This is a genomic window from Cryobacterium zongtaii (assembly GCF_002909375.1).
Classification (GTDB): Bacteria; Actinomycetota; Actinomycetes; order Actinomycetales; family Microbacteriaceae; genus Cryobacterium; species Cryobacterium zongtaii.
The window spans coordinates 103,555-125,631 of record NZ_PPXD01000017.1 but is presented as its reverse complement, the minus strand read 5'-3'; the positions used below and the strand labels follow the sequence as shown (position 1 = coordinate 125,631).

Annotated in this window: 24 protein-coding genes; 11 read left to right on the top strand and 13 right to left on the bottom strand. The window is 69.2% G+C overall.

All coding sequences use genetic code 11. The features are described 5' to 3' along the window. Nucleotides 1–24 precede the first annotated feature (24 nt). The 10 genes from C3B61_RS11290 (at nt 25) to csrA (ending at nt 8,624) form a co-directional block, all read left to right on the top strand. Nucleotides 25–933: a flagellar motor switch protein FliM gene (locus C3B61_RS11290; protein ID WP_241990291.1), complete on the top strand. Its 909-nt coding sequence runs from the start codon at nt 25–27 to the stop codon at nt 931–933. Next, a complete protein-coding gene (gene fliN / locus C3B61_RS11285; RefSeq protein WP_103460648.1) occupies nt 930–1,703 on the top strand; it encodes a flagellar motor switch protein FliN in 774 nt (257 codons plus the stop codon). Before C3B61_RS11290 ends, fliN begins: the two co-directional genes overlap by 4 nt. Next, nucleotides 1,704–2,207 carry a flagellar biosynthetic protein FliO gene (gene fliO / locus C3B61_RS11280; protein WP_088456014.1) on the top strand — a complete coding sequence of 168 codons (504 nt, stop codon included), beginning with the start codon at nt 1,704–1,706 and terminating at the stop codon, nt 2,205–2,207. It abuts the gene before it with no gap. 92 nt (nt 2,208–2,299) lie between these two features. Continuing rightward, nucleotides 2,300–3,100 carry a flagellar type III secretion system pore protein FliP gene (gene fliP, locus C3B61_RS11275; RefSeq protein ID WP_088457969.1) on the top strand — a complete coding sequence of 267 codons (801 nt, stop codon included), beginning with the start codon at nt 2,300–2,302 and terminating at the stop codon, nt 3,098–3,100. After that, nucleotides 3,100–3,375, top strand: a complete 276-nt coding sequence (fliQ, locus tag C3B61_RS11270; protein ID WP_088456015.1) for a flagellar biosynthesis protein FliQ — start codon at nt 3,100–3,102, stop codon at nt 3,373–3,375. The genes fliP and fliQ overlap by 1 nt, the downstream gene beginning before the upstream one ends. Further along, nucleotides 3,376–4,134 carry a flagellar biosynthetic protein FliR gene (locus C3B61_RS11265; protein WP_088456016.1) on the top strand — a complete coding sequence of 253 codons (759 nt, stop codon included), beginning with the start codon at nt 3,376–3,378 and terminating at the stop codon, nt 4,132–4,134. Further along, the gene (locus C3B61_RS11260) at nt 4,135–5,232 is read left to right on the top strand and encodes an EscU/YscU/HrcU family type III secretion system export apparatus switch protein (RefSeq protein ID WP_103460647.1); all 1,098 of its coding nucleotides are present in this window, start codon (nt 4,135–4,137) and stop codon (nt 5,230–5,232) included. It begins immediately after the preceding gene. Then, a complete protein-coding gene (locus C3B61_RS11255; protein ID WP_103460646.1) occupies nt 5,233–7,284 on the top strand; it encodes a flagellar biosynthesis protein FlhA in 2,052 nt (683 codons plus the stop codon). It abuts the gene before it with no gap. Then, on the top strand, nt 7,259–8,347 hold the full coding sequence (locus C3B61_RS11250) for a hypothetical protein (protein ID WP_133160282.1): 1,089 nt from the start codon (nt 7,259–7,261) through the stop codon (nt 8,345–8,347). The genes C3B61_RS11255 and C3B61_RS11250 overlap by 26 nt, the downstream gene beginning before the upstream one ends. A gap of 4 nt (nt 8,348–8,351) precedes the next feature. After that, complete coding sequence (gene csrA / locus C3B61_RS11245; protein WP_088456020.1) at nt 8,352–8,624, top strand: carbon storage regulator CsrA; 273 nt, start codon at nt 8,352–8,354, stop codon at nt 8,622–8,624. Nucleotides 8,625–8,678: 54 nt separating this feature from the next. On the opposite strand, the gene C3B61_RS11240 is transcribed toward csrA, so the two are convergent. The 5 genes from C3B61_RS11240 to C3B61_RS11220 all read right to left on the bottom strand — a co-directional run bounded on the left by C3B61_RS11240 (nt 8,679) and on the right by C3B61_RS11220 (nt 14,198). Then, the gene (locus C3B61_RS11240; RefSeq protein WP_103460644.1) at nt 8,679–9,752 is read right to left on the bottom strand and encodes a glycoside hydrolase family 130 protein; all 1,074 of its coding nucleotides are present in this window, start codon (nt 9,750–9,752) and stop codon (nt 8,679–8,681) included. Between the two features lie 2 nt (nt 9,753–9,754). Beyond that, a complete protein-coding gene (locus C3B61_RS11235) occupies nt 9,755–10,702 on the bottom strand; it encodes a carbohydrate ABC transporter permease (RefSeq protein ID WP_425266418.1) in 948 nt (315 codons plus the stop codon). Continuing rightward, nucleotides 10,699–11,475: a carbohydrate ABC transporter permease gene (locus C3B61_RS11230; protein ID WP_341866769.1), complete on the bottom strand. Its 777-nt coding sequence runs from the start codon at nt 11,473–11,475 to the stop codon at nt 10,699–10,701. The genes C3B61_RS11235 and C3B61_RS11230 overlap by 4 nt, the downstream gene beginning before the upstream one ends. A gap of 270 nt (nt 11,476–11,745) precedes the next feature. After that, nucleotides 11,746–13,068, bottom strand: a complete 1,323-nt coding sequence (locus C3B61_RS11225; RefSeq protein WP_103460676.1) for an extracellular solute-binding protein — start codon at nt 13,066–13,068, stop codon at nt 11,746–11,748. Between the two features lie 80 nt (nt 13,069–13,148). Further along, the gene (locus C3B61_RS11220) at nt 13,149–14,198 is read right to left on the bottom strand and encodes a LacI family DNA-binding transcriptional regulator (protein WP_244285912.1); all 1,050 of its coding nucleotides are present in this window, start codon (nt 14,196–14,198) and stop codon (nt 13,149–13,151) included. Nucleotides 14,199–14,340: 142 nt separating this feature from the next. Between C3B61_RS11220 and C3B61_RS11215 the strand changes: the two genes are divergently transcribed. Further along, nucleotides 14,341–15,813 carry a lipase maturation factor family protein gene (locus tag C3B61_RS11215; protein WP_103460642.1) on the top strand — a complete coding sequence of 491 codons (1,473 nt, stop codon included), beginning with the start codon at nt 14,341–14,343 and terminating at the stop codon, nt 15,811–15,813. 27 nt (nt 15,814–15,840) lie between these two features. Here the strand turns inward: C3B61_RS11215 and C3B61_RS11210 are convergent, their stop codons facing one another. From C3B61_RS11210 to idi, 8 genes are read right to left on the bottom strand one after another with little or no spacing between them, the layout of a single operon-like run. After that, a complete protein-coding gene (locus C3B61_RS11210; RefSeq protein WP_088456025.1) occupies nt 15,841–16,209 on the bottom strand; it encodes an RNA-binding S4 domain-containing protein in 369 nt (122 codons plus the stop codon). A 31-nt stretch (nt 16,210–16,240) separates the two neighbouring features. Beyond that, a complete protein-coding gene (locus C3B61_RS11205) occupies nt 16,241–17,155 on the bottom strand; it encodes a prenyltransferase (protein ID WP_103460641.1) in 915 nt (304 codons plus the stop codon). Next, on the bottom strand, nt 17,152–17,502 hold the full coding sequence (locus C3B61_RS11200; protein ID WP_103460640.1) for a lycopene cyclase domain-containing protein: 351 nt from the start codon (nt 17,500–17,502) through the stop codon (nt 17,152–17,154). Before C3B61_RS11200 ends, C3B61_RS11205 begins: the two co-directional genes overlap by 4 nt. Next, the gene (locus C3B61_RS11195) at nt 17,499–17,825 is read right to left on the bottom strand and encodes a lycopene cyclase domain-containing protein (RefSeq protein ID WP_370289800.1); all 327 of its coding nucleotides are present in this window, start codon (nt 17,823–17,825) and stop codon (nt 17,499–17,501) included. Before C3B61_RS11195 ends, C3B61_RS11200 begins: the two co-directional genes overlap by 4 nt. Further along, nucleotides 17,825–19,474: a phytoene desaturase family protein gene (gene crtI / locus C3B61_RS11190; RefSeq protein WP_370289801.1), complete on the bottom strand. Its 1,650-nt coding sequence runs from the start codon at nt 19,472–19,474 to the stop codon at nt 17,825–17,827. The genes C3B61_RS11195 and crtI overlap by 1 nt, the downstream gene beginning before the upstream one ends. After that, nucleotides 19,471–20,379 (bottom strand): phytoene/squalene synthase family protein, encoded by a 909-nt coding sequence (locus C3B61_RS11185; RefSeq protein WP_103460638.1) that lies wholly within the window; start codon nt 20,377–20,379, stop codon nt 19,471–19,473. The genes crtI and C3B61_RS11185 overlap by 4 nt, the downstream gene beginning before the upstream one ends. Beyond that, the gene (locus C3B61_RS11180) at nt 20,376–21,422 is read right to left on the bottom strand and encodes a polyprenyl synthetase family protein (protein WP_103460637.1); all 1,047 of its coding nucleotides are present in this window, start codon (nt 21,420–21,422) and stop codon (nt 20,376–20,378) included. The genes C3B61_RS11185 and C3B61_RS11180 overlap by 4 nt, the downstream gene beginning before the upstream one ends. After that, complete coding sequence (gene idi, locus C3B61_RS11175; protein WP_103460636.1) at nt 21,415–21,996, bottom strand: isopentenyl-diphosphate Delta-isomerase; 582 nt, start codon at nt 21,994–21,996, stop codon at nt 21,415–21,417. Before idi ends, C3B61_RS11180 begins: the two co-directional genes overlap by 8 nt. Nucleotides 21,997–22,077 lie beyond the last annotated feature (81 nt).

The window sequence follows — 22,077 nt, the reverse complement described above, 5'->3', positions numbered from 1 at the left end:
TCCGACCGGCCGATAGTGCCAGTCGTGACGGTCCAGGAACACATCAGCACCGGCGTGCCCGGAAAACCCGCGCGGGCGGTGGAAGTCTACGACTTCAGCCGACCGACGACGCTGGCCCGTGACCACGCCAGGGTGCTGGAGCTGGCCTTCGAGACCTTCGCCCGCCAGTGGGGCACCCAGCTGACCGCCCAGGTGCGGGTGATCTCGCAGGTCACCTGCGAGCAGGTCGTGATGAGCGGCTACGACGAGTACGCGGCCTCACTGCCGGCCACGACCACCATGGTGCTCTGCACCGTCGAGGGCCTCGAAGCGCAGGCCGTCCTCCAGTTCCCGTCGGCCGCGGCGCTGTTCTGGGTCGCCCACATGCTCGGCGGCACCGGGCTGCCCGCACCGCCGGAGCGCCCCTTCACCCAAATCGAACAGGCCCTCGTTCGCCGGCTGATGGACGACGCCCTCGAGGACCTGCGTTACTCGCTCGGCGGCCTGCTCACCCTGCCCATCGCGGTCGGCGGCATCCAGTACAACTCCCAGTTCGCCCAGGCCGCGGCCACCTCCGATCTGATGATCGTGGCATCCTTCATCATCAGGGTCGGCGACAAGACCACGGCGGCGACCCTGGCCCTGCCGGCCGAGGCGCTGCTTCCCCAGCTCGGCGAGCCCGGTCCGCCGGTGTCGGCCACCCCGCCGGTGGACCTGCTGCGCGCCCAGCTCGGCTGGGTGCCCGTCGATGTCTCGCTGCGCCTGGCCCACGCGCGGGTGCTGCCGAGCGCCATCCTGGCCCTCGCCGTCGGCGACGTCCTCGCGATCCCGCATCCCACCCACCGGCCGCTCGACCTGGTGGTGGATGGCCGCACTCTCGCCCGGGCTGCCGTCGGCGCCACAGGCTCCCGCCTGGCCTGCATCATCATCGACACCGAGGAAAAGACTCCATGACGATTCATAGCCCCGCCTCCGCCCAGTCACCGTCAGCCGCCCGCGGCACCGGGGTTCTCGGCTCCGGGCTCTCCGACGGCGTCGCGGGTGCGGCTGTCGACGCCCTGCTGACGGTGCTGCCCACGCCCACCGTCCTCACCGCGGCGGCCGGTTCCGGCACCGTCGTCCTCGGCCGCGCCGGGGGAGCGGTGCACGGCGCCGTCGTCGCCTCGTTCGTGGGCGCCACCTCCGCCGACCTCGCCGTGGTGCTGGCCGATCCGGGCTCCCTCGACGCGGCGGCCGGCGCCGACGGCGGACTCGTCTCACGGGAGGACATCATCCGCCCGGCCCTCGAGCGCGCCGCGGTCGTCCTCGGCCTGGGCGTACTGGGCGACGCGCGGATCGACGATGCCACGACGCTGTTCCTCGACCCGGAGACCGTGGTCTTCGATCTCACCGGCGCCGGCGTCACCTTCGGCTGGTTCGCGATCCGCCTGCGCCAGAACGGTACGGCCGTCGCGGCCGGCGACCGCACCGTGGTCGGCAACCTCGGCCGCATCAACAGCGTCGAGATGGCGCTCACCGTTGAGATCGGCCGCACCCGGATGACGGTACGCGACGTGCTCGCCCTCGAACCCGGCGCCGTCGTCGAACTGGACCGGTCCGTCGGATCGCCCGCCGACATCCTCCTCAACGGCCGGCTGATCGCCCACGGCGAGATCGTGGTCGTCGACCAGGACTACGCGGTTCGGATCACCAAGATCCTCGACGTCGCCGAGAGCCTGACCTAGGTGGACACCGTCGTCGTCGCCCTGCGAGTGATCCTGTCCCTGGCCGTCGTGCTCGGGCTGCTCTGGGTGCTGCAACGACGCCTGAGCCGGGGCGCCGGAGCGCGCGCGAACAATGTCGTCACCGTCGTGGGCCGGCAGGGCGTCGGCCAGAAGGCATCCGTGGTGGTGGTGGATGTCGACGGCCGCCGCTTCGTGCTCGGCGTCACCGAGCAGTCGATCAACGTGCTGCACGACGCCGAGACCGACCACGGCGCCGCCCGGGCGAGCCGCCCCGTGCGGGCCGGCTCCGGCAACGATCGGTCGGCGGTGGCGTTCGCCAGGTCGCTGCACGCCGCATCCGGTGGCCCGACCCTCGTGCCGCCGGAAACCGAGATGCCGGCCGACGAGCCGCCCCTCACCTTCCGTCCGCGCAAGGACCGCAGCGCCGGCGCCCGGCTCGGCGGCTCCATCCTCTCGCCGTCGACCTGGCAACAGACCGCCGCCCTGCTCCGGCCCGGCCGGTGACCACCACGAACCACCCTCCCGGCCGGTCAGAGATCGCGGCTCACGCCGCCGCCGTGCGGGAGCGGCGCCGGCGGCTGGCCCGCGTCTTCGTCATGGTGGCGCTGGTGCTCGTCATCGTCGGTGCCCTGCAGCTCCTCGTCGCCTCGACCGGGCACGCGGCGCAGCTCACCGAGCCGATCGCGCCCACCGACCCGGCCACCCCCACACCGGCCGCTACCCCCGGCGCCGGCCTGACCGTGGAGATCAACGGTCCGAACGGGGCGCCGTCCTCGGCCATCGTGACCCTGATCGGCATCACGCTGCTGTCGGTGGCGCCGGCGCTGCTGCTGATGATGACGTCGTTCACCAAGATCTTCGTGGTGCTCGCCATGACCCGCAACGCCCTCGCGCTGCCGTCGATCCCGCCGAACCAGGTGCTCGCGGGGCTGGCCCTGTTCCTGTCGCTGTTCATCATGTCGCCCATCCTCACCGACATCAACACCGACGCTCTGCAGCCCTACCTGAACGGGTCCATGACCTTCGACGACGCCGTCACGACGGGGTCGGAGCCGCTGCGCACCTTCATGCTCGCGCACACCAGGCAGGAAGACCTCGCACTGATGGTGCGCGCGTCCGACCAGCCCAACCCGGCCAACCCCGCCGCGGTGTCGCTTCTCACCCTGATCCCCGCGTTCATGATCTCCGAGCTCCGCGCGGCATTCATCATCGGCTTCGTGATCTTCATCCCGTTCCTGGTCATCGACCTGGTGGTGTCGGCCGCGCTGATGTCGATGGGCATGATGATGCTGCCTCCGGTGATGATCTCGCTGCCGTTCAAGATCCTGCTCTTCATCCTCGTCGACGGCTGGGGCCTGGTCATCACCACCCTGGTCAACAGTTACCGGGGTGGCTGATGGACTCCAACGCCGTCCTGGACATCGGCCTGCAGGCCATCGTCGTGTCCGCCAAGCTCTCCGCGCCCATCCTGATCACCGCTCTGGTTGTCGGCTTCGCCATCTCCCTCGTGCAGTCGATCACCCAGATCCAGGAGGTGACGCTCTCATTCGTGCCCAAGGCCATCGCGGTCTGCTTCGCCATGCTCATCTGCGGGCACTGGATGATCTCCGAGATCGTCTCGTTCACCACCAACCTGTTCGACAAGATCCCAGGCCTGATCGGCGGAGGCTAGGTGAACATCACCCTCGACTTCGCCTGGCTGGAGGCGGTGATGCTGGCCGGGGTGCGCATGGTCGTGTTCCTCGTCATCGCGCCGCCGTTCTCGTTCAACGCGTTCCCGCTGCGCATCAAGGGCATGCTCTCGATCGGCCTGGCCCTGGCCGTGGCCCCCAGGGTGGTGCCCGGCTACGTCTCGCCGGACACCGGCGGGTTCATTCTCGCGTTGCTGCTGGAGATCGTCGTCGGCGGGGTGCTCGGCTTCCTGGTGCTCGTGGTGTTCTCCGCGATCCAGTCGGCCGGTAACCTCATCGACCAGTTCGGCGGCTTCCAGCTGGCGCAGGGCTTCGACCCGCAGTCGATGGTCAACGGCGCCCAATTCACCAGGCTCTACCAGATGACCGCGCTGGCGCTCCTGTTCGCTTCCGGCGGCTATCAGCTGATCTTGGGCGGCCTGGCCCGCTCGTTCGCCGCGCTGCCCGTCGGCGGCGGCATCGACCTCGCCGTGCCAATGCAGGCGATCACCGCCGCCGTCGGCCAGATGCTGCTCGCTTCGGTGCAGATCGCCGGCCCGCTCATCGTGGTGCTGTTCCTCGCCGACGCGGGCCTCGGCCTCCTCACCCGGGTGGCCCCAGCGCTCAACGCCTTCGCGCTCGGCTTCCCGCTCAAGATCCTGATCACCCTCACCCTCGGCGCCGCCGGGTTCATGGCCCTGCCCGGCATCGTCGCCTCCCTCACCGACGACGCCGTCGCCGGCATGTGGGGGGTGGGCTAGATGAGCGACTCCGGCGAACGCACCGAACAGGCCACCGAGAAGCGGATGCGGGAGGTGCGCTCCAAGGGCCAGTTGGCCCGCTCGCAGGACCTCACCGCCTGGGTCGGCATCGGCGCGGCCGCGGTGATGATGCCGATGACCATCGAGGCCGGTGCCGCGGCAGGTCGGGCGCAGCTGTTCGACATCCGCGCCGTGGCCGAGAACCCCGACCCCGAGCGGGCCCTGCAGCTGCTCGGCGAGGGGCTGGGCGCCATGGGCGGCATCCTCACGCCCATGCTCGCCGTGGTCTGCGTGGCGGTGCTGGCGGGATCTGTCGCGCAGGGCGGCATCCACGTGAAGAAGATCGCGGGAAAGTACGATCAGTTCAACCCGGTCACCGGGCTCGCCCGCACCTTCGGCACCCAGGCGCTCTGGCAGGGCGTGAAGGCCCTGCTCAAGACCATCGTCGTCGGCGTGGTGCTCCTGTCGGTGATCCAGGGCCTGACCCCGGTGCTGATGACCGCGGGCGGCCTGCCGGTGAACGTGCTGATCGGCGCGGCTGGGGACGGCACCGCCGCGCTGGTGCAGTCGGCGGTGATCGCCGGGCTCGTGCTGGCCGCCGCCGACGTGATGGTCGTGATGCGGCGGAACCGCAAGCGCACCCGGATGACCAAGAAGGAGGTCACCGACGAGCACAAGAGCTCAGAAGGTGACCCGATGATCCGCTCGCAGCGTCGTGCCCGCCAGCTGGCGATGAGCCGCAACCGCATGATCGCCGCCGTAGCCACCGCCGACGTCGTGCTGATCAACCCCACCCACTTCGCCGTCGCGCTCCGGTACGAGCCCGGCAAGTCCGCACCCCGGGTCGTCGCCAAGGGCGCCGGGGTGATCGCCGCCCGCATCCGCGAGCAGGCCGAGACCGACACCGTGCCCATCGTCAGGGACATCCCGCTCACCCGGGCGCTGCACGGTGCCTGCGAACTCGGCCAGGAGATCCCGGTCGAGCTGTACAACGCCGTGGCCCGGGTGCTCGCATTCGTCCTGGCCCTCAAGACGCGCGGCTCCCGGGCCGGCGTGCACACCATGACCCAACCCTTTCGTTCCTCGGAGGCCACCTAAGTGAACAGCACGCTCGCAAAACTCGCCGTTCCCATCGGGGTGGTCGGCATCATCCTGCTGCTGGTGGTGCCCATCCCCGCCGGGCTGCTCGACGTTCTCATCATCGTGAACATCCTGCTCGCCCTGGTGACCCTGCTCACCACCATGTTCGTCAAGAAGCCCCTGGACTTCTCGGTGTTCCCGTCGCTGTTGCTGGTGGCCACCCTGTTCAGGCTCGGCCTCAACGTGGCGTCCACCCGGCTGGTGCTGGGCGAGGGCTACGCCGGCCAGGTGATCGCCTCGTTCGGCCATGTCGCCGTCGGCGGGTCCATCATCATCGGTGCCGTGATCTTCCTGATCCTGGTGGTCATCCAGTTCGTCGTGGTCACCAAGGGCGCCGAACGCGTCGCCGAGGTGGGCGCCCGGTTCACCCTCGACGCCATGCCCGGCAAGCAGATGGCCATCGACGCCGACCTCAACGCCGGCCTGATCACCGATGTGCAGGCCAAGGACCGGCGCGCAGAGGTGTCCGCCGAGGCCGACTTCTACGGCGCCATGGACGGCGCCTCCAAGTTCGTCAAGGGTGACGCCATCGCCGGCCTGATCATCATCATCATCAACCTGATCGGCGGCATCGCGATCGGCATGCTGCAGCGCGGCATGGAGGTCGGCGACGCGCTGAACACCTACGCCCTGCTCACCATCGGCGACGGCCTGGTCACCCAGATCCCCGCCCTGCTGATGGCCGTCTCCACCGGCATGATCGTCACCCGCTCCAACGCCGAATCTGACATCGGCGCCACGGCATCGGCCCAGCTCACCCAGTCCCGCACCGCCCTGATGATCGCCGGCGCCGCCGCGATCCTGATGGCGCTGATCCCGGGCATGCCCATCATCCCGTTCATCATCGTCGGCGCCGGGCTGATCGTCATCTCCCAGCGCATCAAAGGCAACGAGGCCAAGGCCAGGGCCGGAGCCGCCGCGGCGGCGGCCGTGGAAAGCCTCGCGCCCCGGTCCGACACCGCCGAAGACCTCATCGAGCAGATGCGCGTGCACGCCCTGGAGATCCAACTCGCCCCCGACCTCGTCGACCTGGTCTCCGGGGCCTCCGACGATCTGCTCGCCCGGGTGCGGGCACTCCGCCGCAAGGTCGCGATCGACCTGGGCATGGTGGTGCCGCCGGTGCGCACGAGGGACAACATCGACCTGCCGCCGTCCACCTACGCCATCCGCATCGCCGGCGTCGAGGCCGGCCGCGGCATCGCCCCGGCCGGCAAGGTGCTCGCGCTCGGCGACAACCTGGAGTCCCTGCCCGGCACAGCGACGGTCGAGCCGGTGTTCGGCCTGGTCGGCAAGTGGGTGCCGGGCGAGATGCGGCCCCGCGCCGAAATGGCCGGCGCCACCGTCATCGACAGGGTCTCGGTGCTCGTGACGCACCTGTCGTCCATCATCACCGGCAACGCCGCCCGGCTGCTCACCCGCGAAGACGTGCGGGTGCTCACGGATGGCGTCCGCCAGGTCAGCCCGTCGGCCGTCGACGACCTGATCCCCGGCCTGCTGTCCCTCGCCGAGGTGCAGCGGGTGCTGCAGGGGCTGCTCGCCGAGCAGATCCCGATCAACGACCTGCCCCGCATCTACGAGGCCCTGTCGGTGCGGGCCAAGGTGTCCGGCGATCCCGAGGGCCTCATCGAGGCGGCAAGGCAGGCCCTCGGTCCTGCGCTCACCGCGCTGTACCTGGACGGCGCGGTGCTCCGGGTGATCATGATCGAACCCGGGCTGGAGCAGTCCATGCTCGAGGGCATGCGCCCCAGCGACCAGGGCAGCCAGATCCTGCTCGACCCGGTTCGGATCGACGCGATCCTCGGTTCGCTCCGCACGGCCATGGCCACCGTCGAGGCGAGCGGCCTCACGGCAGTGCTGGTCTGCGCGCCGGCACTGCGACCGGCCATTCGCCGCCTGGTGTCCGCCCAGGCCGGCGGCCTGCCGGTGTTGTCCTACGAGGAGGTCACCTCCGCGCGGGTCGCGATCGAGACCGTGGGGGTGGTCCGTGGAACCGAGACGATTGCGGCTTGAGGGCGCCACCCTGCCCGAGCTGCAGGCCCGGGTGGTCGCCGAGCATGGCGACGGTGCCCGCATCATCGCGGCCGAGCAGGTCACCGTGGGCGGCATCCGCGGTTTCTTCGCCAAACGCCACATCGAGGTGACCGTTGAGGTGCCCGCAGACGACCCCGCAGACATCCTCGTGGCGGTCCCCTCGGGGCGCCGGCGCGCAGCACACATCCGCGACGAGCTCAGCACCCGGCTCGGCATCGCGGCACTGCTCGACGACGCGGATGATGCCGAGTCGTTGTTGCACGGCGACCGGGCACCAGGGCCGACCTTCGGTGGCACCTTGAGCGGCGCCGCTTCGAACAGCCCCGCTTCGACCGGCCCCGCTTCGACCAGCGCCGCCCCGGCCCGGCGCCGCGCGCGCCAAGCCGCAGCGTCACGGGATGTCGTGTCGACGGATACGCCAGACTTCGCCCGGCTGATGGACGAGTTGACCTTTGCGACGTCCCCCGCCCGGGCCGCCCAGCCTGTGGCTGTGCCGACGCCGGTGCCCTGGGCTGCCGTGGCGCCGACCGACGCCGCGGCGGCCGCCGCACCCCAGGATTCGGTGAAACTCACCCCGGGGGCGCCGCGGATCCTGGCCGGCCCCGGCGACCTGGTACTGCTCATCGGGCTGCACGACGATGTCCTCGAGGCCGCCCGGCTGATCTCCAACGGACCCACGGCACCGATCTTCGACGGCACCGACCACGCCATGACCGACCGGCGGTCGGCCCTCGCCGCGCGGGCCAGGGGAGTCGAACGAGGCCGCGGCATCCTCGTGGTCCAGGGCCTGCCCGCCGGTCCCGTGGCCGCGCCGGGGGCCGACCAGGTCTGGGCCGTGGTGCACGCCGGCCGCAAGCCCTCGGACACCGCCCGTTGGGTGCGGGATGCCGGAGCCGACGTCAGCATCGACGGCATCGCGGTGCTCGGCATCGAGACCACCGCCACCCCGGGAACCGTGCGGGAACTGGGCCTGCCGATCGGCTGGCTCGCCCCTGCGCCGGCGGCGACCGCCGGGCCGTCTGACCCGTTCGCGATAGGCTGAGCGGATGCTGGTTCTCACGCGCAAACAGGGGGAAAAGATCCTCATCGGTGACGACATCGTCATCACCGTGCTCGACGTCCGCGGCGACAGCATCCGCCTGGGCGTAGACGCCCCGCGGGGCATCTCGATCCAGCGCGCCGAGATTCTCAAGGCCGTCACCGAGGCCAACCTCGAGGCCAACCTCGCCGCGGACCGGGACGACCAGGTCGCGGCCGACCAGCTCAAGTCGAGCCTGGGCCTGCTCCCCGCCGCCCCGCCGCCGCCAGCCCAGCCCTAGCCCTCGCCCGAGCACTCCGGCCCGAGCCGGACCGCCAACTGTTGCTCGCGGGGCCTACTCGGCGGCGCGGCGGTCGAGCCTGGCCACGCCGATCTTCGAGTCGGCCATGCCGTAGAACACGAACAGCTGCCCGTCGATCTCCTCGATCGCGGTGGGGAACACCACGTTCGGCACGATGCCGCTGGTCTCGTCGGCGGTCTCGGCCTTCAGCAACGGTTCGCTCGTGCGGCTGAGCACGATCGTGGGGTCATCGGCGTCCAGGATCATGCCCCCAGCGGCGTAGTTCACCTTCTGCTGCTGGTCGAACGCCTTCGCGAGGATGCCGGTGACGCCGTGGTGCAGCAGCAGCCAGCCCTCCGGCACCCGCAGTGGCGCGGGGCCGCCGCCGATCTTGAGCTCCTCGAAGGCGAACTCGGGTCCGGCCAGAAACCGGTGCCCGCGCCAGAAGGTCAGAGCCGCGACATCCGCCACCGCGTCGGCGACGGGCACGTAGCTGATCCAGATGCTCTGCCGCTGGTCGGTGACGCCGGCCGGCACCCGGATACCCTCACCGGGCTTGGTCTCGTCCAGGTCCCACATCGGCCGGTGCAGCACCGCGAAGCTCTCCACGCCGTCCGGTGCGGTGACGGGCTCGGGAAAGAACACGGTGTCCTTGTTGTGGAACAGGTTCAGGTCCATGTCCAGGGCCTCGTCGTAGGCGAACAGGGCCGGGCCCAGCCTCCGCCACTCGCGCAAATCCTCCGACACGGCCACCGCGGTGCGCGGGCCCAGCGGGCCGTAGGCGACGTAGGTCATCACGTGCAGGCCAAGCCGTGGCACGAAGGTGACCCTGGGGTCCTCGACGCCGGCGTTGTTCGCCCCGCGCTCCCAGCCTCGGTCGGGGGCGAGGACCACGCCCTCCCGCTCGACGCCGGTGGGCACGCCGTTCTCGATGATGACCCGGGCCAGGCCCACCCTGGAGACGTTGCCAGCGGCCACGAGCCGGGGGAGCAGGTACAGGGTGCCGTCCGGAGTGTGCCCGCTGCCGGGGTTGAGAACACCTTCGGCCTCGAGTTCGTTGCCGTCCTCCGGCGTCATGATGACGCCCATCCGGGTAAGGGTGTACGGGAAGGGTGCTGGTGTGCTCATGACTAACCTTTCACGCCCGAGCCGATGTCGCTCGAGACGAAGTGCTTCTGGAAGATGATGAAGAGGAGGACCATGGGGGCGGCCAGCACGCAGGCGCCGGCGAGGACGGCGCCGATCGGGTTCGCCGCGGTGCCCGCGATGTTGGTGAGGTAGTTCGCCAGCGAGACCGCGAGTGGTTGCAGCGAGGCTTCCTTGGTGATCAGGAACGGCCAGAGGAATTCGTTCCACGGGCCGATGAAGGTCAGCAGCACCACGGTCAGCAGCGCCGGCCGCACGAGCGGGAGCGCGATACTCCACAGGATCTTCAGCTCGCCGGCGCCGTCGATCCGGGCGGCGTCGAAGAGGGCCTTCGGCACCTGCAGGAAATACTGCCGGAACACGAGTACCGCCGTCGAGTTGATCGCGAACGGAAGGATCATGCCCGCGTAGGTGTCGGCCAGCCCGTAGTCCCTGGCGATCATCACGTAGAGCGGGATCATCAGCAGCTGGAAGGGAATCACCTGCACGAGCAGCATCAGCCCGAAGGTGACGCCGCGTCCGCGCCACTCCAGCTGCGCCAGGGCGTAGCCGACCAGCACACCGAACACGACGGTGCACAGGATGACGCCACCGGCGAAGATCCCGGAGTTGACCAGTCCCTGGAACAGATTGATGCGGCTGTTGATGTCGACGTAGTTCTGGCCGGTGATGTTCCCCGGGTTGGGGAATGCCCCGGCGATGGTCGGGTCGGGTGCTGTCTGCAGGGAGCCGATCACCATGTAATAGAACGGGAACAGGAACAACAGGGCGCCGATGGACAGGACCACGTACCGCAGGATGTTCTGCCCCCTGCTCAAGCCGTCGACCTTGCGGACGCGGGGGCGTCCGGTTCCTCCACGCATGTTCTTCGCCTTAGCGGGGTCTGCTCCGGCGAGGTCCGCTGCGACCGCCGGATTCTGTGCGTTGCTCATGAGTCGTCCCCTCCGGCCAGCTTGCGTTGGGCGAATGCCAGGATGAGCACGCCGATCACGAGGATGACCCCGATTGCGGCGGCAATTCCCGGCTCGCCCTGTTCGATGCCACGCTGGTACATGATCAGCACGGGCGACGACGAGGCCCCGTTCGGGCCACCGCCGCCGGTGAGCAGGTACGGCTCCGTGAAGAGGTTCGCGCCGGTGACCGTGGCCAGGAGCAGGACCAGCACGGTCGCAGGCCGCACGCCCGGCACGGTGATCGAGAAGAACATGCGGATCTTGCCCGCACCGTCCGTGGCCGCTGCCTCGTACAGCTCGTCGGAGACGTTCTGCAGGGCGGCCAGGTAGAGCAGGATGAAGAAACCCATCTGCTTCCAGGTGACGAAGATTGCGATCGTTGGCATCGCCAGGAGCGGGTTGATCAGCCAGGTCGGTTCAGGCGCCAGCGGACCGAGGATCTGGTTGACGAGGCCATTGCTGTTGAACAGGAACAGCCAGACGACGACGACGGCGACGCTGGCCGTCACGTACGGCACGTAGAAGGACACCCGCAAGAACGTACGGGCATGCACGACCTTGTTCAGCGCCGTGGCGAGCACCAGTGACAGCACCACGGTGAGGGGCACGTTGATCAGCAGGAATATGGCGACGTTGCCGAACGAGCGGATGATGGCCGGGTCGGTCAGCACCTCCTGGAAATTCGCCAGCCCGACGAACGGTCGGTCCACTACGGCGCCGGGAGCGGCGAAGAAATAGTCGTGGAACGACATGTAAAAGGCGAAGACCAACGGNGTCCACTACGGCGCCGGGAGCGGCGAAGAAATAGTCGTGGAACGACATGTAAAAGGCGAAGACCAACGGGTAGGCGAAGACCAGGAGCACGAAGAGCAGATAGGGGGCGCTGAGCAGGAGCCCGAGGGGATTCCTTCCCAGCGGCTGGCGCCGACGGCCCCGGCGGGGGCCCCCGCCGCCAGGCCGTGCGGGCCTGGCGGCGGGGCTCGGGGTGACGCTCCCGGAGGAGACGGTCGAGGACATCAGACTTACGGCTCCGCGATCAGTTCATTGACCTTGTCTGCCGCGGCGTCGAACGCCTCGGTGACGTCGCCCTCACCGCTGATGACCGTCTTCGTCCAGGCATCCCGGAAGGCCTGCCAGGCGGCGACGGAGTTCGGCACCTGCGGCACCTCGACCGTGCGTGACGCCTGGTCACCGAACTGCTCGTAGGCCGGGTTCGCCGCGAAGTAGTCCGGGTAGACCTCGGGGAGGTCCTGGCGCAGGGGCATCTGGCCGGTCAGCTCGAGCAGCTGGCCGTCCTGCTCCTCGCTGGTGGCGAATTTCAGCACATCCCAGGCCGTGGCCTGGTTCTCGCAGGCCGTGAACATACCGACGTTCTTCGCGTCACTGAAGGTGTACGCGTCCTCAGGGGCGACGCCGGAGCTGGTGGGGAAGGGAACGGCGCCCCAGTTCACGACATCCTTGTAGACGGACACCGCCCACGGTCCCGCGCTGGCCATGGCGGCCACGCCGTCCGCGAACGAGTCACCTGTGTACTTTTCCTTGCCGGCGAGGTTCTCGGTGTATACGGTCTTCCAGAATTCGCCGACCGCGACACCCTCGTCCGAGTTGAAGGTGGCTTCGCCGTCTTCGACGAACAAGGTGCCACCGGTCTCGTTCCCGTAGGCCGGGTAGAAGTCGAACCAGCTCTGGAAGAACTCGCTCGTCGCCGACGGGTTGATGGCGTACTGCGACACGCCGGCGGAGACCAGGGTGCGCGCGGTGGCCAGGAACTCGTCGTAGGTGGACAGCTCGGGGTTCTCCGGGTCCAGCCCCGCCGCGGCGAAGAGGTCCTTGTTGTAGAACAACATCACCGGGTTGGATTTCCACGGCATCTGGTAGAACTTGCCGTCCTCGCTCGTGTACTGCTCGGCCAGGTCGCCGGTGCGTTCCTCGATGTAGGAGTCGCCGTCCTCGAAGCTGCTGAGGTCGACCAGACCGCCCTGCTTGACGAACTGCGGCACCGCGACCGGGGCGGTGTTGAAGATCAGGCAGGGCGCATTGCCGGCGGTGATGGCGGCGCCGATGACCTCCTCGCTGCTCTTGCCAGCCGGGATCTCCTGGGCCTTGACCTGCTCGTCGGGATTGTCGGCGTTCCAGGCGTCGACCATCGCCTTGCCCCATTTGACCTCGTTCTCGTTGTTCGAGTACCAGATGGTGATGTCGCCGCGTTCCGTGGCCGAACCGGAGTCGCCGCCGCTGGAACAGGCGCCCAGGGTGACGATCATGGCCGCTGAGGTGGCGGCGGCGGCCAAGAGTCGCCGGGTTGCTCGCGCACTGCGGTGCGGTCTTGTGGTGCTGCTGTGCATTTCCTTCTCCATTCATGAATCCGCTGCGGCTCTGCTGCGGCATGGTGTGTAGTTGACAAGGCTCTGTGCAGGTGGGACGACTAGCCGGGTGCCGGGACGGACGCCGAGCCCCGGATGATCAGCCGGGCGGCGGGGAGGTCGACGTCGTCGGCGCCTCCGGTCCGGATGAGCCCGAGGAGCGTGGCGGCGGCCGCGCGGCCCCAGACCAGGGGAGTGGCGCCGACGGTGGTGAGCGCCGGGTACACGTACCGTGCGAATTCGATGTCGTCGAACCCGGTGATCGACACATCCTCCGGCACCCTGATGCCGAGTTCCTGGGCCACCCCGATGCCGGCGATGGCCATCGGGTCGTTGGCGAAGACAATGGCGGTGGGCGGTTCGGGCTGACTGAGCAGCCGCCGTGCGGCGTCGGCGCCGGCGGCGATCGAGAAGTCGGTCTCCACGATCTGGCCGTCCCCGAGACCGGCCGCGCGCATGGCGCTGGTGAAGGCCTCCTGCCGCCGGCTGCCGTGCAGCATGGCGGGGCTGCCGGCGACGTGGGCTATGCGCCGGTGGCCGAGACCGGCCAGGTGGCGCACGGATTCCGCGATGCCGTGGGTGTCGTCGATCGACACGGCGGGGAACGGGCTGGGCTGGTCAGGCCGGCCGAGGGTGACCGTGGGCAGCCCGAGGTCGGCCAGGCACTGGATGCGTGCATCGTCGATGCGCAGGTCGCTGAGGAACACCCCGTCGACACGGCCGTCCGAGACCAGGGTGCGGTAGGTCTGCAGCTCGGTCTCCTCGTCGGGCACGACGCTGAGCACCAGCGCGAGTCCCTCCGGGGCGAGAACCGTTTCGACACCGGCGATGAAGGAGGTGAAGAACGGGTCAGACCCGAGCACCTCCGGGTCACGGGCGATGACCAGGCCGAGCGCGAAAGACCGCTTCGACGAGAGCGACCTGGCGCGCAGCGACGGTGTCCAGCCGAGGGCTTCGGCCACCTGGAGGATCCTGGCCCGCGTGTCGGCCGCGACGCCGGGCCGGTCATTGAGCGCGAACGAGACGAGGCCCTTGCTGACCCCGGCCTCCCTGGCCACATCGGCAATGGTCACCTTTGCGGAGCTCTTGACCGAATCCTGGGTGGACTGCACGGGGCCTCCTCGTTGATGGCGACCGGGCCGCATCCTCGGATGCCTGAACCGGTTTAGGGCAAACCTATACCGGTTTAGTCGGCGAAGTCAAGCACTTCTCACATTGAGGCAGCGGCCGCCCGAGCCTAGGGTGAACTGCACCATGGACTGGTTCGGAACCGGGGACTACGACATCGCACGCGAGGTGTTGCAACGGGGGATCGCCGCCATCTTCCTGGTCGCGTTCGCCTCGGCCTTGGCCCAGTTCCCGGCCCTCCTGGGTGACAACGGGCTGCTGCCGGTGCGCGATTTTGTCGCGCGGGTGCCGTTCGGCCGTAGCCCGAGCCTGTTCCACTGGCGCTACTCCGACCGGCTCTGTCGCCTGGTCGCCTGGTCGGGGATCGTCCTGGCCGCTGCCGTTGTGCTGGGTCTGCCGCAGCTCGGCCCGGCCTGGCTGGTGATGATCGTGTTCCTACTGCTCTTCGCCGGCTACCTGTCGATCGTGAACGTGGGGCAGACCTTCTACGGGTTCGGCTGGGAGAGTCTCCTGGTCGAGGCCGGTTTCGTCGTGGCGTTCCTGGGCTCTGCCGACGTCGCCACGCCGCTGCCCGTCTTGTACTTCCTGCGCTGGCTGGTGTTCAGGCTGGAGTTCGGTGCCGGCATGATCAAACTGCGTGGCGGGCGGGAATGGCGTGACCTCACGGCGCTGTTCTATCACCACGAGACTCAGCCGATGCCCAACCCGGTGAGCTGGTTCGTGCACCACCTGCCCAGGTGGTTCCATCGCGGCGAGGTGCTCGCCAACCACACCGTGCAGATCATTGCCCCGTTCCTGCTGTTCGCTCCGCAGCCCGTGGCCTCGGTTGCGGCGGGCGTCATCGTGCTCAGCCAGCTGTGGTTGGTGCTCACCGGCAATTTCGCTTGGCTGAACTGGATCACCATCGTGCTGGCCGCCGCGGCGGTCGATGACGCTGCCTTCCGGTGGGTCGGCGGGCTGTTCGTTCCGGCCCTGCGCGCGCCGGGGTCGGCGGCCGCGGCGGGGGAGCAGCCGGCTTGGTTCGTGGTTGTGGTGCTCGCCGTGACCCTCGGCCTGCTGGTGCTCAGCTACTGGCCGGCCCGCAACCTGCTGCTCCGCCGGCAGCTCATGAACGCGAGCTTCAACCCGTTCCACCTGGTGAACGCCTACGGTGCGTTCGGCACCGTCACAAAGGAGCGGTTCGAGGTGGTCGTCGAGGGCAGCGACTCCGCCGACCCGCGGGACCCCACGGCCTGGCGGGCCTACGAGTTCCGCGGCAAGCCCGGTGACGTGACCCGGGTGCCAGGGCAATTCGCGCCCTACCACCTGCGGCTGGACTGGCTGATGTGGTTCCTGGCCCTCGGGTCACGCGAGTCCCGGTGGTTCGAGGTATTCCTGGCCCGGTTGTTGCAGGGCGACCGCGCCACCCTGCGGATGCTCGCGCACAATCCGTTCGCCGCGGCGCCGCCGCGCTATGTGCGTGCCCGGGTGTTCCTGTACAGGTTCAGCACGCCGGCCGAACGCCGGGCCGAACACGTCTGGTGGGTGCGCAGTGAGGTGGGCACCCTGGTGCCGCCCGTACGGCTGCCGACCGACACCGAGGACCGCAGCGCGTCGTGACCCGGCCTGGCTGGGCGTCCCGGCCGGTCAGTGCCCGCGCAGCTCCTCGATCTCGCGGCGCTCACGCTTGGTGGGCCGGCCGGCGCCGCGGTCGCGCATCGGCACCAGGGCCAGCTCCTCGCGCGGTGGCGGTGGCGGCGTGTTGTCCACGAAACACTCGGCGGCCACGCTCGGACCCACCCGCTTGACGATGATCCGCGACACCACGAGAACCCTGTCGAAGCCGTTGGCCCGGATCCGCACCTCGTCGCCGGGCTTGATGGACTGGGCGGACTTGGCCCGTTCCCCGTTCACCCGAACGTGCCCGGCCCGGCAGGCTGCAGTGGCCTGCGAGCGGGTCTTGTACATCCGCACCGCCCAGGCCCAGCTGTCCACCCGTGCACTGCTCAACTCCATGCCTAGACTCTACGCGGGCCAGGGCTCAGGGTCAGCGCAGCACGACCCAGAGGATGAGCAGCATGGTCACCAGGAACCCTGTGAAGAAGTTCAGCCGCAGGAACCGTTTCCAGCCGTTGTTGGCCCGTTCGGACTCGGCGTCGCTGATCGACCGGTACGGCCAGGCGGCGAGAACGTAGGGGATCACCAGCAATGCGGCGAGCGGCCCCGGCCAGTCGGTGACCAGCATCAGCACCCCGGCCAGCAGCCAGAAACCGATGGCCAGGCGCACGGTCTGCGCGGCACCGAACGCCGTCGCGATCGAGCTGATGCCGCCCTGCCGGTCGGGTTCGACATCCTGCACGGCACCGAAGCCGTGGCTGGCGATGCCCCAGAAGAAGAACGCCGCCAGCACCGCGACGAGGTCTGGCGTGACCAGGGCGCCCGCTACGGCGAGCCCGTACACTGCCGGGCTCACGAAGTGGATGCTCGAGGTGACCGAGTCCAACACCGGCCGTTCCTTGAAGCGCAGCCGGGGTGCCGAGTACGCGACCACGGCGAAGAGGCTGATCATCAGCACCAGCCAGGACCCGGGGTTCGCGCCGGCGAGCACGAGCATCAGCAGGAGTACCGGCACCGCCGTCGCGACGCCCGAGATCAGCACCGTGCGGTGCAGGCTCTGTTCGAGCATGGCCCCCTCGACGCCGCCCTTCCGGGGGTTGCGCAGGTCGGATTCGTAGTCGAAGACGTCGTTGATGCCGTACATGAGCAGGTTGTAGGGAATCAGGAAAAACAGGGTCCCCACCACCAGCAGCGCGTCGATGCGGCCCGTCGTGACGACGTAGGCGGCGGCGAACGGGAAGGCCGTGTTGATCCAGCTCAGCGGGCGGGACGACAGCAGCACCTGCCGAAAGGTGTGGCCGAGTCCGGTCGCCGCGGCGCCGGTGGGGGGAATCGACTCGGTCATTCGTCCTGCTCCGATCGTGGGGTGGTCCGGCGGCGTATGGGCGGCCGGGTGTCGCCGCCGAGCAGCGACCAGACGGCCGGAAGCAGCAGGGCCGCTGCCACCGGATACGCAAAGTCTTCCACTGGCGCGATTCCCACGAACACTCCGGAGATCAGGGCCGGGTCGTACGCGACGAGCCCCACCCCGATCATGATGTTATCGAAGACCGCGGTGAGCACGAGCACAGCGACCAGGGCGAGCCCGGATGCGGCGTAGAGCCGTCTGGAGGCCGGCCGCCGCCACAGGGCCGCGGCAGCCGCCAGCACCGCGAGGCCGAGGAAGATCGCGTTCAGCGTCAGGTAGCTCACGCGGGTCGCCGCCGCTCCAGCAGCATCCGCGCGCCCTGCAAGGCATTCATGAACAGGTAGCAGAGGAAGGTCAGGAAGAAGACCTCTTCGATCGGCAGCTCGGGGGCCACCTGCAGACCGGTCATGAAGACGGTCTCGCCGCGGTAGAAGATGCCGGTACCGATCCCGACCAGGTCCCAGGCCAGGAAGAACAGCACCCCCGCCGCGAGCACGACGGCCGCGGCGCGGGGCGTCCGCCAGAAGAACAGGCCGAACCGGCGGTCGAGCACGACCATCCCGGTCAACGACACCAGCAGGGCAAGCAGATACGCGAAGCCCAGCATCAGTGCAGAACGGCGGCCAGGGGCTCGGGCAACGGCCCGGTGCTCACGTCCCCACGAATCCGCTTGAGCAGGATCTCGGCGCTGATCAGGCACATCGGCAGGCCGATGCCGGGGATGGTGGTGCCACCGGCGTAGTACAGGCCGTCGATGTGCTTGGACACATTGGTGCCGCGGAAGAACGCGCTCTGCTTGAGGGTATGCGCCGGTCCCAGCGCCCCGCCCTTCCACGAGTTGAGGTCGTCGGCGAAGTCGGCCGGCCCGATGGTGCGCCGCACCAGGATGCGCTCGGCGAGGTCGGGGATGCCGGCCCACTCGGCCAGCTGGCCGATCGCGGCATCCGCGATGCCCTCGACACCGGCCGAACCGGCGCCGTCGATGCCACCGTGGCCGATGCCGGTGTCGGCGGGCACCGGGATGAGCAGGAACATGTTGCTGGCACCGTCGGGCGCCACCCCGGGGTCGGTAGCGCTCGGCAGGCAGGCGTAGAACGACGCCGGGTTGGGCACCGAGGTCTCCTTGCCGAAGATGCGGTCGAAATTGTCGGCCCAGTCCTCGGTGAAGAACAGGGTGTGATGAGCGAGCTTGGGCAGCTCGCCGCTCACGCCGAGCAGCACCAGCACGGCGCCGGGGCCCGAGGTGCGCTTCTGCCACCAGCGCTCCGGGTAGGTCTGCTTGGCCGGTTCGACCAGCTCGGTTTCGGTGTGGTGCAGGTCGGCGGCCGAGACGACCAGATCGGCATCCAGTCGCACCGTCGCACCGGCCGCGTTGGTGTAGGTGACACCCTCGACGGCGGCCTTGGCGCGCCGACCGGCAGGGGTGGGCCCGCTGCGGATGGCCTGCACGGTGGCACCGGTTTCGATGGTGACGCCCTCCGCGCGGGCCAGATCCACGATGCTCTGGATGAGCCGGCTGAAGCCGCCCTGCGGGTAGAGCACACCGTCGGCCAGGTCGAGGTGGCTCATCAGGTGGTACATCGACGGGGTCCGGTCGGGCGAGGAGCCGAGGAACACAGCCGGGTAGCCGAGGATCTGGCGGATGCGCGGGTCGCGGAAGTAGCCGGCAACGAATTTATCCAGCGGCTGCAGCAGGAGGCGGCCGAGCCGGCCCATCCTGGAGAGCACGTCTTGCACCAGCAGGGGCTTGAAGGAGGCAAAGCTCGTGTACAGGAACCTGTCCACGGCCATGTCGTAGGTTTCCTTGGCGCTGGCCAGGTACTTCTCCAAGCGGGCACCGGCACCGGGTTCGAGGCTCTCGAACAGACGGATGTTGTCGGCCCGCTCCGCGCGCACATCCACGGGCTCGGTGTCCGATTCGAAGAACACCCGATAGCCGGGGTCGAGGCGGGTCAGCTGCAGCTGCTCGGCCGCGCTCGTGCCCATCAGCCGGTAGAAGTGCTCGAACACCTCCGGCATGAGGTACCAGGACGGACCGGTCTCGAAGCGGAAACCTTCGGCCTCCCAGAAGCCGGCCCGGCCGCCGAGCGTGTCGTGGGCCTCCAGCAGGGTGACCTGGTGGCCCTCCCTGGCCAGGAGTGCCGCGCTGGCCAGGCCCGCGATGCCGCCCCCGATCACCACTGTCCTGGTCGGCGCGTGTCCGGCCGGCGCTGTTCTGGTCGGGGCGGGGCGGGTCTGGCCGGTTTGGCCGCTCACCGTCGCCACGCCTGCGGGCCGAGCGAGGACGAGAGGGCGATCATCAGTTTCTCCGGATCCGGCACCCGAACGCGGGTGCTCATCAAACTCTGGGCGGGTGTCTCCCGCAGTTTCGCAGACAACCGGGCAAACAGCCGGTGGGCGGCGGTGACGGCGCGGCGGCTGCCAGGAGGCAGGAGCGGCAGCACCCGCGCGGCCGCGTCGAGGTCGGCATCCATGTCGTCCAGCAGCAGGTTCTTCTGCGGTTCGGTGAGCCGGGTGAGGTCGATACCCGGGAAGTAGTTGCGCCCCAGCGCATCCCGGTCGGCGGCCAGATCGCGCAGAAAATTCACCTTCTGGAACGCGGCGCCGAGGCTGCGGGCACCGTGTTCGAGGACGGCCTGCTCCTGCGGTGTCCGGGGGGACTCGCGCAGAAAGCTGCGCAGGCACATCAGCCCGACGACCTCCGCGGACCCGTAGATGTACTCGGCGACACCCGCCTCGGTGAACGGGGCCGGGTCGAGGTCTCGACGCATCGAGGAGAAGAACGGGCGGGTCAGGGCCGGGTCGATGCCGACCCGGCGGGAGGTGACGGCGAACGCGTGCACCACCAGGTTGGTGCTGAAGCCGCGCGCCATCGCGCGTTCGGTTTCGTGCTCGAGATCATCGAGCAGCTCGCGCTGTCCGGCCAGGTCGATGCCTGCCCCGCTGGCGGCGCCGTCGACAATTTCGTCGGCGATGCGCACGAGCGCGTAAATGCTGCGCACCTCGTCGCGCCGGGCCGGGGCGAGCAGTCGGGCGGCCAGGCCGAACGAGGTGGAGTACTGGGCGATCACCGTATTCGCGCTGGCCAGCGCGGCGGCGTTGTAGCTGTCCAGGCCCGTAGTCTCCGCGCCGACCAGGGAACCGGCCGTGTCGCGGCTCATTTCTGCCGCGTCACGGCGCTGAGGGCGAGCTGGGTGAGGGTGGCGCGCAGCTCGTCGGGCATGAGCGGGCCCTGCAGGGCCTCAACCGCACGGCTGGCGTACTCTCGGGCGAGAGCATCCGCGGTGTCAGGGGCTCCGCAGTCGCGGAGGTGCCCGCGCACCAGTTCGGCCTCGGCCTCGGTGAGGTCGTCCTTGCCCAGGAACGGCGCGATCAGGGGCCACCGGTCGGTGGCGCCGGCGTGCGCGATCAGGGCGGTCTGCTTCCCCTCGCGGAGGTCCGCGAGAACGCTCTTGCCGGTGCTGGCGGGGTCGCCGAACACGCCCAGCAGGTCGTCGGTGAGCTGGAAGGCGACACCGATCAGGCGGCCGAACCGGCCGAGGGCGTCGATGGCCTCCTCCGGCGCGCCGGCCAGGACCGCGCCGGCCTGCAGGGGAGCCTCGAAGGAGTAGATCGCCGTTTTGTGTTCGAGCGTGGTGACGACCTGGTCGATCGTGAGGGGGTCCCGGCTGACGGTGTTGGTCACATCCGCGAGTTCGCCGGCTGCGGAGACGAACACGGCCCGGTCGAGCAGATCGAGCAGCCGGCCGCGCAGTTCGGCGGGCACCGGCAGCAGGGCCAGAGCGCGATGCGCCTCGCTCAGGGCCAGGTCGCCGGCGAGGATGGCCGCTGTGGCGGCCCATGCCTCGGCCTGCCCGGTTGCCGCACCGTGCGCGATGGCACGTTCGGTGAACCGGCCGGCGATGTTGGCCATCCCGCGGCGGGACAGGTCGCGGTCGATCACGTCGTCATGGATCAGGAACGCCGTGTGCAGGAGCTCGAAGCTCACCGCGACGGGTGTGGACAGGGTGCGGTCGGTGCCGCCGAAGCCGTCGTAGGCGGCCAGCACCAGGGCGGGCCGGACCCTTTTGCCGCCGCGGCTGGCCTGGTCCAGGGAATCCCAGAGCGCGACGTAGTGGTCGCCGTAGTCGCTGGCGCGCAACCGGGCCGCGGCGAAAAACCTGTGCAGTTCGGTTTCGACGCCCAGCGTCGCGATCTCATGCACGAAAGGTCTCCAGTTCGCGCATCTGCAACACCATCCAAGGACTGAAAGCGAACGGACTGGCCAGCACCGAGCGCCGCAGGGTCTCGGGCTGGGTCCAGGTGAATTCCATGACCTCGTCGGGGTTGGGCACCGGATCCGCGGATGCCCGCGCCAGGTAGACCGGGCACACCTCGTTCTCGACGATGCCGCTGCTGTCGGTCGCGCGGTAGCGAAACAGGGGCAGGGCCAGGTCTATGCGGTCGATGTCGAGGCCGAGTTCGAAGTCGGCGCGCCGGTGCACGGCGTCGGTGAGAGTCTCGGCCGGGGCCGGGTGGCCGCAGAAGGAGTTGGTCCAGACGCCGGGCCAGGTCTTCTTGGTCAGTGCCCGCCGGGTCACCAGGACCTCACCGCGATCGTTGAAGACGTAGCAGGAGAACGCCAGGTGCAGGGAGGTGTCGGCGCCGTGCACGCTGCTCTTGGCGGCGGTGCCGATCTCGCGACCCTCCTCGTCCAGCAGAACGACCAGATCGTCGGCAGGGGCGGCGTGCCGAGATTCGATGGTGTCGAATTCGATCGTGTGTTCTGCTGTGTGCATCACGGGACTTCCTCTCGTGCAGCCAAGATACCCGAAAAAGTACCTAACCGAGTTAGCGATATTCGAGGCTAGCATGGTGCC